This window comes from Streptomyces sp. NPDC047869 (assembly GCF_040704065.1).
GTDB lineage: Bacteria > Actinomycetota > Actinomycetes > Streptomycetales > Streptomycetaceae > Streptomyces.
Window position 1 is genome coordinate 46,299 of record NZ_JBEYRK010000022.1, and the last position, 13,979, is coordinate 60,277.

Genomic DNA, 13,979 nt, shown 5'->3' on the forward strand with positions numbered 1-13,979 from the left:
AAGCAGTGGGGGCGCTGGTGCTCAGGCGCCGGAGAGCGGATGGGCCGCCCAGCGGGTCGGGACGGCCGTCAGCCGGTCGCGTCCACGAGTGCCAGTTCGTGCAGCCTCTCCGGCGGGCCCGGCCTGGCGTAGTACCAGCCCTGGGCCGTGTCGCAGCCCAGGATGCGCAGTTGCTCGGCCTGGGCGCCGGTCTCCACGCCCTCGACCGTGACCGCGAGGTCGAGGCTGTGCGCCAGGGAGACGATGCCCTCGACGATCTTCAGGTCGACCGGGTCGGCCGGGAACTGCTGCATGCCCCGGGTGAAGGAGCGGTCCAGTTTCAGGACGCTCACCGGCAGCCGGCGCAGGTTGGCGAGGTTGGAGTAGCCGGTGCCGAAGTCGTCCAGGGCGATGTCGACGCCCATCTCGGCGAGCCGGCGCAGCGGTTTGAGCAGGTCGTCGTCGGCGCCGATGAGGGCCGACTCGGTGACCTCCAGGCAGAGGGCGTCCGGGGTGACGCCCGCGCGTTCGAGGATGTCGACCGTGTCCTGGACCAGGCCGGGATGGCCGAGCTGGCACGGGGAGAGGTTGACGTTGATGCGCAGCGGGCCCGCGGCGTCCTGGCCGGCGTACCGTTCGCGCCATTCGCGGGCCTGGCGGATGGACTGCTCCAGGACCCAGCGGCCGAGCGGCACGATCAGGCCGGTGTGCTCGGCGAGCGGGATGAACCGGTCGGGGCCGAGCACGCCGTGCTGCGGGTGCAGCCAGCGGACCAGGGCCTCGGCGCCGCGGACACTGCCGTCGCCGAGGTGGACCAGCGGCTGGTACTCGATGAAGAACTCGCCGCGCTCCAGGGCCGTCGGCAGGGCGGTGGTGAGGCCGTGGCGGGTGATGGCGCGGGCGTCCGCCTCCGGGTCGGCCAGCTCGGAGCGGTTGCCGCCCGCCGACTTGGCCCGGTACATGGTGATGTCCGCGCTGCGCAGCACCTCCGCCGCGGTGCGCTCACCCGCCGGGCCCTCCACGATGCCGAGGCTGCCGCGCACCAGGAGGTCCCGGCCGTCGATGCTGATGGGGGTGACCAGCGCGCTCATGATGCGCTCGGCGAGTTCGTCGACCTCGCGCTCGGTGTCCGTGCCGGTGGTCAGCGCCACGAACTCGTCGCCGCCGAGCCGGGCGACCATCTCGCCGGGCGCGGTGGCGCAGGACTGGAGCCGGTCGGCGACCTCCACCAGCAGCCGGTCGCCGGCCGCGTGGCCGAGGCTGTCGTTGATGGTCTTGAAGCCGTCCAGGTCGAGGTAGCACAGGCCGAAGCGCTGGCCCTCGCCCGCGCCGAGGGCCTTCTCCAGGCGCTCGAAGAACAGCGTGCGGTTGGGCAGGCCGGTGAGGGCGTCGTGCGTGGCCTCGTAGCGCAGCCGCAGGTTGAGCAGGCGGCGTTCGGTGGTGTCCTCCATGAGGGCGAGCTGGTACTGCGGCTCGCCGTCGGCGTCCCGGAGCAGGGAGACCGTCAGATTGGTCCACAGCGCCGTGCCGTCGGGGCGGTTGAAGGCCTTCTCGACGTGGTAGTGCTCGCGCTCGCCGCGGACCAGCTCCTCGTAGAGCCTCCAAGTCTGCGGCGCGTCCTCCGGGTGGGCCCACTCCAGCACCCGGCGGCCGCGCAGGCCCGGTTCGGTGAGGCCGAACATGCGCAACAGCGCCTTGTTGACCTGGAGGATGTTGCCGTCCAGGTCGGCGATGCCGATTCCTATGGCCGCGCCCTCGAACACGGCCCGGAACCGGGCCTCGCTCGCGTGCAGCGCCTGCGCCACCACGCCTTGGGCCCGCAGCGCGGCCTGGGCGATGGCCTCCTGTTCGGCGAGGGTGCGCTGGCGCAGCGCCTGCGCGTATCCGGCGGCCATCGCGTGCTGCAACCGCGAGGAGCGCGCGCGCAGTTCGTCCTGCGGGCTGTCGTCGCCGCAGTAGAGCACCAGATAGGCGTCGACGCAGTCCAGGGTGCGGGCGAGCGCCTCGGGGTCGGTGCAGTGCGCCGCGACCAGCGCGGAGCCGACGGCCTTCGCCTCCTCGGCGGCGAAGCCGCGGGTGTGCAGCAGGTCGCGCAGCCGGCCCGCGAGAGGCAGGAGCCGCTGCTCGAACTCGGCGCGGGTCAGCGAGGTGGAGGTGACCGGGAAGACCGCCCGGCTCCAGATCGTCGCGAACCGGCGCAGTCTGTCCTCCGGCCCGTCCGGCTCCGCGCTCACGCCTTGCGCCCCACGCCGGCGAACCCGGAGAAGGCATAGGGGTCCTCGTCCTCGGGCGCCGACTCCGGCCGCCACAGCGGCATCGGCACCACTCCGGGTTCCACCATGTCGTACCCCTCGAAGAACCGCGCGATGTCGTCCGGCGAGCGCATGATCAGCGGGTTGCGAATGTCCCTGTACACGTCCACCGTGCCCTCGGCCCGCTCCGCCGTCAGGGGGATTCCCTCGTACGACGCATGGGTGAGGATGAGCAGGCTGCCGGGCGCGAGTGCCTCGCGCAGCTCTGCCACCGCGTCGTAGGGGTCGTCCACGTCTTCCACGAAGTGAAGTATCGCAACGAGAAGCAGCGCCACTGGCCGATTCAGGTCGATGAGACGGCTCAGTTGGGGGCTCGTGAGGATTTCCCGGGGCTTGCGCAGGTCGGCGGCGATCACGTCCGTGCCGTCGTCGCCCTGAAGCACGGCTCGGCTGTGCGCCACCGCGACCGGGTCGTGGTCGACGTACATCACCCGGGCGCCCGGCGCCGCCGACCGGGCCACCTCGTGGACGTTGCCGTAGGTCGGGATGCCGGAACCGATGTCCAGGAACTGGGTGATGCCCTCGCCCGCCGCGAAGCGCACCGCGCGGCGCATGAACGCCCTGTTGGCCTGCATGGTCTTCGGCAGGCCCGGCATGAACTCCATCGCCCTGCGGGCCGCTTCCCGGTCGACCTCGAAGTTGTGCGATCCACCCAGGTAGAAGTCGTAGATACGCGAAACGCTCGGCACCGAGATGTCGATGCTCCGGGGTGCCCAGGCGGGACGCTCCATGTATCTCTCCCAGGGGTGGCTGACGGGGAAGGCGATCCGGTGTTCGAGCAGAGGCTACTGATCGCCCGCCAACGGAGCGAGCCGAACCGGAAATTGACCATCCGTTCCCGGTCACTGCCTGCGGCAAGTGCCCGTGCGACCCCGCTGTGTCACGACGCTCCGGCCGGCTCCGGTGATTCGTACGGCATACGAACGGTCCGCCCCCTCCGTGCGGTGCGGAGGGGACGGACCTTCGGTCAGGCGCCGGTGGGCGGGGCGATCGACCCTGGGGAGGTGATCCTTTACTTGCCCGGCGCGCCGACCGGCTTGCCGTCGGGCGAGACGGCGTACCACGTGCCGCCCACGCCCTGACCGTTGGTGTCTCCGGGGGCCTTGTCACCGGAGAAGGTGTAGATGGGCCAGCAGTTGACCGACATCTGCTTGACGCCGTCGGGCCGGGTGAAGGGCATGAGCCCCTTCTTCTTCACGCCCTCGGTGTCGTCGGCCTTCACCGGGCCGACGGCCGGCCACTTCTCCAGGCAGGCGCCGGTGCAGTTCGAGACGGACTTCGGCCAGGCCTGGTCCTTCAGGAAGCGGTAGACCGTCATGCCGTTCTTGTCCACGACGACATCGCCCAGCTTGGGGTCCTTGCGCACGGACAGACCGGGCAGGTCGGACACCTTGACCTTCTTGCCGTCGGGGGCGAGGGCGAACCACTTGCCGCCGACACCTTGGCCGTTGACGTCCCCGGAGTTGACGTCCTTGGCGTAGCGGTAAGCGGGCCAGCCGCCCACGGTGAGCTGCTTGCTGCCGTCGGCCCGGGTGACCTCGCCCAGCAGCGCCTTGTCGATCCCGGCGCCGGCGGTGGCGTCGTCCGCGGGCACCGGCGGCCACGTGGTGGCGCAGTCGCCGGCGCAGTTCGACTTGGGCGGGTTGGCGGTGTCCTTGTCGAACCGGTAGAGGGTGAGGCCGGATCCGTCCGTCAGCACATTCCCCAGATCGGGGTTGGCGGCCACGGTCAGCTTGCCCGCGGGGGCCGCCGGGCTCGGGGAACCGGAGCTCTGATTGCCGTCGGCACCGTACCCGTTGCCCGCGCCCGTGCCGGCCGGGCTGCCGTAGTCGCCCGCCGCCGCCGTGGCGCCCACGTTCTGGGCCGCCGACGCGGGGGTCGTGGTGTTGTCCTGACCGCACGCCGTCGTCAGTGCCAGCACCGAAGCGGCCATAGCCACCAGTGAGGCGGTCCGCCAGGAGGTCCTCATCGTCAACTCCCATAATTCGCCTGGATATTGCAGCGCTCTGCTGCGCCGCCGCACGGCCATGGGTACGCGGCGAAGGGGCGGGAGTGTTCAACCCGGGCGCGAAATTCTTTTCGCTACCTGTGACGAGGGCCCCGGAGCGGGGGACGCGAAGCCGCTCGAACCAGCCAGTCGAGGCGTTTCATCCCGTCAAACCATTGATGGTGTTTTGTCATCCCTTCGGATCAATCCCCGGGCACTGCGGACTACGGTCCCGCTCCGCGCCTCATGATCTTCGTCGTGCAAGGACCCGAAGCGACCCGATGCGCGCCCGTCACACGGGTGTTGGCCCTGGTGGCACTGACCTGGACCCTGGTGGGCTGCCCGGCCGGGACGGCGTCGGCCGACGCCTGTGCGTACGCCTCGGCGGGCCCGGACGGCACGGTGGCGGTGGCCGTGGCGGGAAGCGGCGGCCACTGGCCCGCCGTCCCGCCGTGCCCGGAACCGACGCCCCCATGCCCGCCGACCCCCACTCCGACGCCCACGCCCACGCCCACGCCCACACCCACACCTACGCCGACCCCTCCGCCCCAGCCCACGCCCACACCGACGCCGACACCGGTGCCCAAGCCTCCGCCGAAGCCGCGGCCGCCCGCCGGGCCCGCCCCGGCGGTGCCCGCACCCCCGCCCAGGTTCAGGCCCACTCCCCCGCCCGCCCCGCCACCGGCGCCGCGGCCCACCCCGTCCGCCGAGCCCGCCCCACGGCCCTCCGCGACGCCGGTGAGCTACCCGGCGTACCGCCCGCGGCCGGCCCGCCACACAGCCCCCTCCCCCACCTCACCGGTCACCTACGTCCTGCTCATCACCGTGCCCGCGATCGTCGCCGTCGCGGCGCTGCGCCCGCGCTGAAGCGCCGGCCGCTCACCTCTGGAGGCACCGTTGTCGGATTGGCTTGTTCTTGTCCTCGCCATGCTGGGGGCCTGTGCCGTCGTGGTCGTCATCACGCTCGTACGGCACAAGAGGGCTCCCGAGGACGAGGACCCCAGTGAGACCCCGGACGTCATCGAGTACATGACGATGTGGATCGGCGTGGTGTACGCGATCGTCCTGGGCCTGGCCATCGCGGGCGTGTGGGAGGCGCGCAGCGCCGCCCAGGACCATGTGCAGGCCGAGGCCCAGGCGCTGCACGAGATCTCCGAGCGGGTCCGCGTCTACCCGCCGGACGTCCGCGACCGCATCCGGACCGACGTCGACGCGTACGCCCGGTACGTGGTGACCACCGAGTGGCGGTCGATGACCGAGCGCGGCCAGGTCACCGAGCGGGGCGGCGCGCTGCTGGCGCGGGTCCGCCACGACGTGACCGACTACAAGCCCGCGAACGACTTCGAGGCGCAGGCGTACCAGCCGGTGCTGGACCAGATGGCCGCCGCCGACCAGGCGCGCAACGCGCGCGCCGACTCGACCGGCCCGACCATGCCGCCCGTGGTGTGGTGGGGTCTCCTCAGCGGGGCGGTGATCACCATCGGCATGGTCTTCGCCCTGCAGATCCGGCGCACCGCGCGTGAGCTGGTACTGGCCGGGCTGTTCTCCGCGACCATCGCCTTCATGCTCTTCCTCATCTGGGACTTCGACGCCCCCTACAGCCGGGGTATCGCGGCGACGGCCGAGCCGTTCCTCACCCTGATCCCGGGGGCCGGGAACTAGGGTCTCCCGTCCGGAAGGGGCCACCGCGGGACTTCGCCCCGGTCACCGACGGGACCGGGGCGAGGAGGGGGCCGTCCGGGGGCCGGGCTCCGGCGGGGCGGGAGCAGGGGCCGGTCAGACGCGCTTGCCGGGCCGGCGGCGCAGCCAGAACGTGCCGCCCCCGAACACCGTGACGGCGGCCACCAGCCCGCCGCCGATGGCGATGTCGGTCGGGGTGGCACCGGTGGAGCTGCTGCCACCGAGGCCTGCCCTGACGCCGCCGGAGGGCCACCTGTTGGGGCGTGGGTCGCCCTGGCCGGCGTTGTTGCTGCCGAAGGGGGTGTTGCTCAAGTTGCTGTTGTTGCCGAGACCGTTGTTGAAGGGCCTGTTGCCGTTGTTGAACGGGTTGTTGTTGAACGGGCCGTTGCCGTTGTTGAAGTTGCCCCGGCCATCACCGATGCGGCCGTTGACGTGGCCGCTGAAATTGCCGTTGAAGTTGCCGTTCAGGCTGCCGTTGAAGTTGCCATTCCCTGGGAAGTTGCCGTTGCCGGGGAAGTTCCCATTCCCTGGGAAGTTGCCGTTGCCGGGGAAGTTCCCGTTCCCCGGGAGGAACCCGTTCCCCGGGAAGACCCCGTTCCCCGGGAGGAGCCCGTTCCCCGGGAAGACCCCGTTCCCCGGGAGGACTCCGTTGTTTCCGTTTCCAGGGACCACCACCGCCCCGGTGTTCCCGGTCCCGGTGGTGTCCGACGGGCCGCCCCCGTTGCCCACACCGTCCGCGACGGCCACGGGGGCGGTGGCAAGCCCGAGTACGGCGACCGCAGCGCACGCGGCCCCCAGGGCACGTTGGTTTCGCATGTGATCCTCCGCGGGAGGCACCCCGGGTCCGGTTCCCGGGCGATCGGCGAGAAAGCACCTCCCGACAAGACCCTCAGTCGCCCGGAACACGCCCGCACATCGAGAATGGTCCGTTCTGGTGATCGGACACGCCGACGGAAAACCACACAACCAGATATTCATGCAGGTCACGGCCCATCAGAAAAATCCTTTCCGCTGCAACTCGGATGGCGCACCGGCGAGGTGACGGGCCACCCGTTCGCCCGTCGCCCCGTCGCCCGCCCCTCGCGCGGGACTTAGCGTTTTCCCATGCGCGAAGGCGTGGTGACCGCCGCGTCGAGAGGGGATGGCGAATGTCTGCGTCCGAGCTGGCCGAGCTGGCCGAAGAGGAGGAGCGGCGGCGCAAGCGTGCCCCCTGGGGCGTGATAGCGCTTGTTCTGCTGACCGGTCTGGCGCTCATCCGCAATGGCTCGGGTGAGTTCGACGTCGGACCGCCGCAGCCCGCGTCGGCGGCGGCCGCGGACAGCCGTGCCACGCCGGAGCAGGACCCGGCCGCGGCGGCGGCCGCCGTCACCCCGCTGGCGTTCTCCCCGGCCGACCAGGTCCGGATCCCGGCGATCCACGTCGACGCTCCCGTCCAGCCCGTGGGCCTGGACACCCAGGGCTGGGTCGGCGCCCCGCCGCCGGAGAACCCCAACCTGGCGGGCTGGTTCACCGGCGCCGTGTCCCCCGGGGAGAAGGGCACCGCGGTGATCGTCGGGCACGTCGACAACCAGCAGGGCCCCGCCGTGTTCTACGGGCTCGGGGCCCTGAAGAAGGGCAATCGGATCGAGGTCCGGCGCCAGGACGGGAAGACCCCCGTGTTCGAGATCTACGGCGTGGAGGTCTTCGCGAAGAGCAGCTTTCCCGGCAACCGGGTGTACGGCTCGAAGGGCTCCCCGGAGCTGCGGGTGATCACCTGCGGCGGCGGTTTCACCAAGCAGCACGGCTACGACGGCAACGTCGTCGTCTTCGCCCGCCTGGTCGCGGTCGAGTGAGCCGCCGCCGGGCGGGCGGACGCCCCCTCAGGTGAGGCGCCGGGGCGGAACGGTGAGGTGGTAACCGGAGTCGAGCAGATGGGGCAGGTACTCCCGGATCGCCTTGACGCTCTGCGAACGGTCGCCCCCGGCGTCGTGGGAGAGCACCACGACGCCGGGGGCGGCGCCGTCCTTCACCCGCTCGATGATGGTGCCGGTGCCGGGTGTCTCCCAGTCGGTCGTGTCGACCGTCCAAGCCATCGGCTCCATGCCCAGGTCGGAACCGATCTGGAAGGCGGCGCGGTTCCAGGCGCCGTAGGGCGCGCGGAACCACTGGGGGCGCTCGCCGTAGCTGTCCTCGATGACATCGCTGGTCCGCTCCATCTCGGAGCGGATCTCCTTGCGGTTGAGGCTGGTCAGCAGGGGGTGCGTCCAGGTGTGGTTGCCGACGACGTGCCCCTCGTCGGCCATTCGGGCCAGCAGTTCGCGGTTGTCCACGACGCATTCCCCGCAGACGAAGAACATCGCCCGTACGTCGTACTTTGCGAGGGTGTCCAGGATGTGCGGGGTGTAGGCCGGGTTGGGGCCGTCGTCGAACGTGAGCATCATCTGCCGGCCGCGTCCGGAGATGCGCAGGATGGGCTCGTGCCGGACCTTGGGCTTGCGCGGCGCCGCACGCGGCGGGCCGTATCCGGTGAGCGGCTGGAGCCGGAAGGCCGAGGACTTGAGCTGCTGGCGGGCCTGCGGACCGGCGACGGGTGCGGCGGTGCGGGCCGGCTCCCCACCGCCGGCCAGGACGATTCCCGCGGTGCCCGCGGCGCCCAGCGCGGCGGTCCCGGCGAGCAGCATGCGGCGCCGTGTGAACAACTGATCCTTCTGCATGACTCATCAGTCGCCCGGCACCCCGCCGCCGCACCACAGCGACACCGTTGCGGCGGCGGTAATACACCCGTACGGCGCAACGCCCGGCGACCCGGGAACGATCTTCAGGAGGGCCGCCGCCCGTGGCGCACCAGCGGGAAGGGCAGGGTCTCGCGGATCGTGAGGCCGGTGAGGAACATGACGAGCCGGTCGACGCCCATGCCGAGGCCTCCGGTGGGCGGCATCGCGTACTCGAGGGCGTCCAGGAAGTCCTCGTCGAGTTCCATCGCCTCGGGGTCTCCCCCGGCGGCCAGCAGGGACTGCGCGGTGAGCCGGCGGCGCTGTTCGACGGGGTCCGTCAGCTCGGAGTAGGCGGTGCCCAGTTCGGTGCCGAAGGCGACCAGGTCCCAGCGTTCGGCGAGCCGGGGGTCGCTGCGGTGCTGCCGGGTGAGCGGGGAGACCTCGGTCGGGAAGTCCTTGTAGAACGTGGGCAGCAGGGTGCGTTCCTCGATGAGCCGCTCGTACATCTCCAGGACGACGTCGCCCGGCCCGTCGTCGGCGGTGTACGGCACTCCGGCGCGGTCGCAGAGCCGATGCAGCCGCAGGAGTTCGGTGCCGGGGCCGATCTCCTCGTCCAGGGTCTCGGAGAGCGCGCCGTACACCGTCCTGACCGGCCAGTCCCCGGAGATGTCGTACTCGTGGCCGCCCTTGTGCGCGACCGGGGCGCCGAAGGCGGCGGTCGCGGCGCCCTGGATGAGTTCCCGGGTCAGGTCGAGCATCACATCGTAGTCGGCGTGCGCCTGGTAGGCCTCCAGCATCGTGAACTCGGGGTTGTGCTTGTAGGAGACGCCCTCGTTGCGGAAGGTGCGGCCCAGTTCGAACACCTTCTCGAGGCCGCCCACGCACAGCCGCTTCAGGTACAGCTCGGGCGCGATGCGCAGGTACAGGTCGAGGTCGTAGGCGTTGATGTGGGTGGTGAAGGGGCGGGCGTTGGCGCCGCCGTGGATCTGCTGGAGCATCGGAGTCTCGACCTCGAGGTAGCCGCGGTCCAGCAGGCCCTGGCGCAATGCCTGTACGGCCGCGGAGCGGGCGCGGACCACGCGGCGGGCGTCGGGGCTCGTGAGCAGGTCGAGGTGCCGGCGGCGGACCCTGGCCTCGGGGTCGGTGAGGCCGTGGCGCTTGTCGGGCAGCGGGTGCAGGCACTTCCCGGTGAGCTGCCAGGCGCGTACGAAGACGGTGGGCTCGCCCTTGTCGCTGCGTCCCGCGCGCCCGGTGGCGGTGATGTGGTCGCCGATGTCGGTGTCGGCCCGGAAGCGGCGGAGGGCGGCCCCGCAGTGGTCGCGGGTGAGGGCGAGTTGGTGGTCCCCGGACCAGTCGCGCAGTACCGCGAAGACGATGCCGCCGAAGTCGCGGACCAGCATGACGCGGCCGGCGACCGTGACGTCCTGCCCCTGCGGGACGTCGGCGAGGGCGTGCGTGGGCCGGGGCGTGCCGACCGGGTACGGGTCGGTGCCGGTGGCGCGCAGCCGGTCGAGGGTGTGGTGCCGGACGCGGACCTGGTCGGGCAGGCCCGCGTCCGGAGCGGCGGCTCCGGCCTCGTCCCCTCCGTCGAGGCCGAGCGCCGTCGAGGACGGCGGCCCCTCGGTGGTGGCGGGCCGCCGCCAGGTCTTCGGGTGCCCCTTCCGGCGGAGTTTGCGCAAGGACGGTACGGAGACGAATCCTTCGGCGATGCCGGAGGCGAGGCCGATGCGGGCGAGGGAGGCGGCGTCGCCGTAGCAGATGAAGCGCGGATACCACTGCGGGTGGTACTTGGCGTTGGAGCGGTACAGGGCCTCCAGTTGCCACCACCGGGAGAAGAACAGCAGGAGCCGGCGCCAGAGCCGCAGGACCGGTCCGGCGCCGATGCGGGCGCCTTCCTCGAAGACGGAGCGGAAGGCGGCGAAGTTGAGGGAGATCCGGTGCACTCCCAGTTTGGGGGCGGCCGCGCAGAGTTCGGTGACCATGAACTCCATCACGCCGTTGGGCGCGGCGCGGTCACGGCGCATCAGGTCCAGGGAGACGCCGTCGCGGCCCCACGGCACGAAGGAGAGCAGCGCGAGGAGCCGGCCGTCGTCGCCGATGGCCTCCACCAGCAGGCAGTCGCCGTCGGCGGCGTCGCCGAGCCGGTCCAGGGCCATGGAGAAGCCGCGCTCGGTCTCGGTGTCCCGCCAGGCGTCGGCCTTCGCGACGATCTCCTCCGTCTCCCGGTCGGTGAGCTGGGCGTGGCGGCGGACCCGGCAGGTGGCGCCGGTGCGGCGGACGCGGTGCACGGCCTGCCGGGTGACGCGCATGTCCCGGCCGTCCAGATCGAACCCGGGTATGTGCAGGATCGCCTCGTCGCCGAGCTGGAGGGCGCCGAGCCCCGCGCGTGCGTAGGCGCGGGCGCCGTCCTCGGAGGCACCCATCACGGCGGGCGCCCAGGCGTGCCGGCGGGCCACGTCCAGCCAGGCGGCGATGGCGTGCGGCCAGGCCTCGGGGTCGCCGACCGGGTCGCCGCTGGCGAGGCACACGCCCACCTCTACGCGGTAGGTGACGGCGGCCTTGCCGCTGGCGGAGAAGACGACGGCCTTGTCGCGGCGGGTGGCGAAGTAGCCGAGCGAGTCCCGGTCTCCGTAGGCCCTCAGCAGCGCCCGGATACGGTCCTCCTCGTCGCCGTGCAGGGCCGCCTCCAGGCGCTGCGAACGGAACAGCGTCGCCGCCGCGTTCAGCAGGGCGAGCGCGCCGAGCAGACCGAGCACGAAGGTGACCCTGCGCGGCGGGCGGCCGTCGTAGGCGCTGTTGGAGACCAGGCCGCCGCACACCCGGTCCGCCGCCCAGGCGAGGTGCTGGCCCTGCGGCAGGGTGCCGGGGAACAGCGAGACCAGCCCCCAGCCGAGCAGGATCGCCACCGCGAGGCCGCCGAGCAGTACGCCCAGGGCCCGCCACACGGCTCCGCGCCGGGAGGCGGCGCAGAACTCCCCCCGGGCCGCCACCAGCACGAGCAGCAGCAGGGCGCACAGCACCAGCGACGGCAGCGACTGGCCGTACTGGCCGAGGGCCAGACCGAGGGCGTCGCTGAGGACCAGCAGCCCCAGATAGACGACGACCAGCCACCAGGCGACCTTCTTGCGGGCGGCGGTGGCGCCGGCCAGCAGGAACAGGAAGACGGCGTAGGCGAGGTTGGCGCTGATCGGGACCAGGAGCAGGTCGAGGGCCCGCACGACCGGGCGCAGGACGCGGCGCAGCGGGGCGACGAACGCGAGCAGGGCGCACAGCAGGCCGAGCGCGGCGAAGAAGGCCGCGAAGGCCTCGGGCACCCGTCCGAGGTGCCCGCCGGCGGGCGGGTGACCCGGCCCCCCGGCAGCCCTCCGTGCGGCCGGCCCGGCGGTGGCAGTCATGGTTCCGACTGTAGGAAGACCCCGGTCGGGCCGCCCGTCGAGCGAACGGCGCCGCACGGCCGCGTGGCCGGTGGCCGTGCGGGGCGGCGACGCGGGGCCGGTGGTGGCCCGGCGGCGTGAACCGTCGGCCGCCCGGCCCCGTGAACCCGTGCGTCGGCCGGAGGGGGTGCTTCCGATAGCCTCGGGCCGTGACGGAACAGCACGAACAGCACGCGCACCAGTTCGAGCGGGGTACCGACGGACCGAAGGTCATCGTGGTCGGGGTGGACGGCTCCGACTCCTCGCTGCGCGCCGCCGCGTACGCGGGCGGTCTGGCCCGCCGGCAGCGCGCGCTGCTGGCCGTCGTGTACGTGCAGCCGGTGCTCGCGGCCGGGGCCGCGCTCGGGGCGCCGGTGGCGGAGACGACCGACGAGATCGCCGAGGACCTGGTCACCTATATCCGGGAGGCGGCCGAACGGGTCCGGGGGATATTCGACATCCGGTGGGAGTTCCACACCTTCCGCGGCGACCCCTACAACGGCCTGGTGAAGGCCGCCGACGAACTCAAGGCCGACGCGGTGGTGGTGGGGGCCTCGGAGCAGGCCGGGCACCGCATCATCGGCTCGGTGGCGGTGCGGCTGGTGAAGGCGGGACGCTGGCCGGTGACGGTCGTTCCGTAGCCGGCTGCCTCAGCAGCAGCGGGGTCGCGAGGAGCAGCACGCCCGCCAGGGCGATGGCCGCGCGGGGGCCGGTGAACGTCGCCAGCAGGCCCCAGAGGGCGGTCAGGGCGGCCGTGGTGGCCTTGCCGGTGATCGACCAGGCGGAGAGGGTACGGGCGACCCGGTCGTTCGGCGTGCACTCCAGGCGCCGGGTGGCGTAGACGGGGCTGTAGACGCTCGAGCAGGTGATCACGCCGAGCTCGAGGGCCATCACCAGCAGCAGCCCGGGCAGCCCGGGCCGGACGAACGCCAGCCCCAGCGGCCAGACGGCGCGCAGGACGGTCGCGCCGCGCAGGACCCGCCACTGCCCGTACCGGGTGACCAGCGGCCGGGCCAGCCGGGAGCCGAGGAGGCCGCCGAGGCAGGGCACGGCGAAGGCGAGGCCGTACTGCCAGGGGGAGAAGCCGAGCGGGCCCAGCATGAGGACGGCCAGCGGCGGTGCGGCCACCATGATCAGGGCGTTGGCCGCGAGGTTGTTGAAGAACAGCGGCCGCAGCTCCGGGCTGGACAGGATGTGCCGCCAGCCGTCGAGCAGGTCGCCCGCCCGCAGGCGTTCCCCATTCCCGCGCTCGGGGCGGGGCTCGCCGGCGCCGACGGCCCGGATGCCGAGCGCCGACAGCAGGAAGCTGACCGCGTTGGCCACGACCGTGGTGACCGGGCCGAACAGGCCGATCGCGGCGCCGCCGAGGGGTGGCCCGAGGACGAGCGCGGTCCAGTTGGCGGACTCGAAGCGGGCGTTCGCGCCGAGCAGCCGGTCGGCCGGGAGGAGCGTCTTCAGGAAGGCGCCGGAGGCCGCGTTGAAGGTGATGTCGGCGGCCGCCACGACGACGGACACGAGCAGCATCTGGCCGAGCCCGAGGCCGCCGAACGCGTAGGCGGCGGGGATGGTGAGCAGCGCGGCGAACCTGATCAGGTCCATGCCGATCATCACCGGCCGCTTGAGCCGGAAGTCGACCCACGGTCCGAGCGGCACCGCCGCCACGGCACCCACGGCCGGCCCGGTCGCGGCGAGCAGCGCCACCTCGGCGGGTCCGGCGTGCAGCGCGAGGACCGCGATCACCGAGAAGGCGTCGAAAGCCAGATAGGTGCCCAGCGCGCTCACCGCGTACGCGGCCCACAGCCACCCGAACCGCCGCCCCATGCGGAACCTCCCGTTGGTCCCCGCCATCAAAGCGAACGCCGGCCCCGCGAATCAAAACCGGGTCCGGCCCGGCCCCGGGCCGGACCGCCCGTGC

At 72.4% G+C, this 13,979-nt stretch carries 11 protein-coding genes; 4 read left to right on the top strand and 7 right to left on the bottom strand.

Going from position 1 to position 13,979, the window contains the following annotated elements; translation table 11 throughout:
- Positions 1 to 68: 68 nt before the first annotated feature.
- From AB0924_RS25805 to AB0924_RS25815, 3 genes are all read right to left on the bottom strand, one after another.
- Positions 69 to 2,213 carry an EAL domain-containing protein gene (locus AB0924_RS25805; RefSeq protein WP_358936988.1) on the bottom strand — a complete coding sequence of 715 codons (2,145 nt, stop codon included), beginning with the start codon at positions 2,211 to 2,213 and terminating at the stop codon, positions 69 to 71.
- Positions 2,210 to 3,022: an SAM-dependent methyltransferase gene (locus AB0924_RS25810; RefSeq protein WP_358936990.1), complete on the bottom strand. Its 813-nt coding sequence runs from the start codon at positions 3,020 to 3,022 to the stop codon at positions 2,210 to 2,212. Before AB0924_RS25810 ends, AB0924_RS25805 begins: the two co-directional genes overlap by 4 nt.
- Before the next feature lie 281 nt (positions 3,023 to 3,303).
- Entirely contained in the window at positions 3,304 to 4,260 is a 957-nt protein-coding gene (locus tag AB0924_RS25815; protein ID WP_366912645.1) for an SCO0930 family lipoprotein, read from the bottom strand.
- A 756-nt stretch (positions 4,261 to 5,016) separates the two neighbouring features.
- Here AB0924_RS25815 and AB0924_RS25820 point away from each other — a divergent pair.
- A complete protein-coding gene (locus AB0924_RS25820; protein WP_358936994.1) occupies positions 5,017 to 5,145 on the top strand; it encodes a hypothetical protein in 129 nt (42 codons plus the stop codon).
- A gap of 30 nt (positions 5,146 to 5,175) precedes the next feature.
- Entirely contained in the window at positions 5,176 to 5,940 is a 765-nt protein-coding gene (locus tag AB0924_RS25825; protein WP_358936996.1) for a hypothetical protein, read from the top strand.
- Between the two features lie 114 nt (positions 5,941 to 6,054).
- Here AB0924_RS25825 and AB0924_RS25830 read toward each other — a convergent pair whose 3' ends face one another.
- A complete protein-coding gene (locus AB0924_RS25830; protein ID WP_366912671.1) occupies positions 6,055 to 6,774 on the bottom strand; it encodes a hypothetical protein in 720 nt (239 codons plus the stop codon).
- 332 nt (positions 6,775 to 7,106) lie between these two features.
- Between AB0924_RS25830 and AB0924_RS25835 the strand changes: the two genes are divergently transcribed.
- Positions 7,107 to 7,790 (top strand): class F sortase, encoded by a 684-nt coding sequence (locus AB0924_RS25835; protein WP_358936998.1) that lies wholly within the window; start codon positions 7,107 to 7,109, stop codon positions 7,788 to 7,790.
- Positions 7,791 to 7,817: 27 nt separating this feature from the next.
- On the opposite strand, the gene AB0924_RS25840 is transcribed toward AB0924_RS25835, so the two are convergent.
- Complete coding sequence (locus AB0924_RS25840; protein ID WP_366912646.1) at positions 7,818 to 8,651, bottom strand: polysaccharide deacetylase family protein; 834 nt, start codon at positions 8,649 to 8,651, stop codon at positions 7,818 to 7,820.
- A 104-nt stretch (positions 8,652 to 8,755) separates the two neighbouring features.
- Positions 8,756 to 12,046, bottom strand: a complete 3,291-nt coding sequence (lysX, locus tag AB0924_RS25845; RefSeq protein WP_366912647.1) for a bifunctional lysylphosphatidylglycerol synthetase/lysine--tRNA ligase LysX — start codon at positions 12,044 to 12,046, stop codon at positions 8,756 to 8,758.
- A 188-nt stretch (positions 12,047 to 12,234) separates the two neighbouring features.
- Between lysX and AB0924_RS25850 the strand changes: the two genes are divergently transcribed.
- The gene (locus tag AB0924_RS25850; RefSeq protein WP_358937005.1) at positions 12,235 to 12,705 is read left to right on the top strand and encodes a universal stress protein; all 471 of its coding nucleotides are present in this window, start codon (positions 12,235 to 12,237) and stop codon (positions 12,703 to 12,705) included.
- On the opposite strand, the gene AB0924_RS25855 is transcribed toward AB0924_RS25850, so the two are convergent.
- A complete protein-coding gene (locus tag AB0924_RS25855) occupies positions 12,641 to 13,885 on the bottom strand; it encodes an MFS transporter (RefSeq protein WP_358937007.1) in 1,245 nt (414 codons plus the stop codon). The genes AB0924_RS25850 and AB0924_RS25855 overlap by 65 nt on opposite strands.
- Between the last annotated feature and the right edge of the window lie 94 nt (positions 13,886 to 13,979).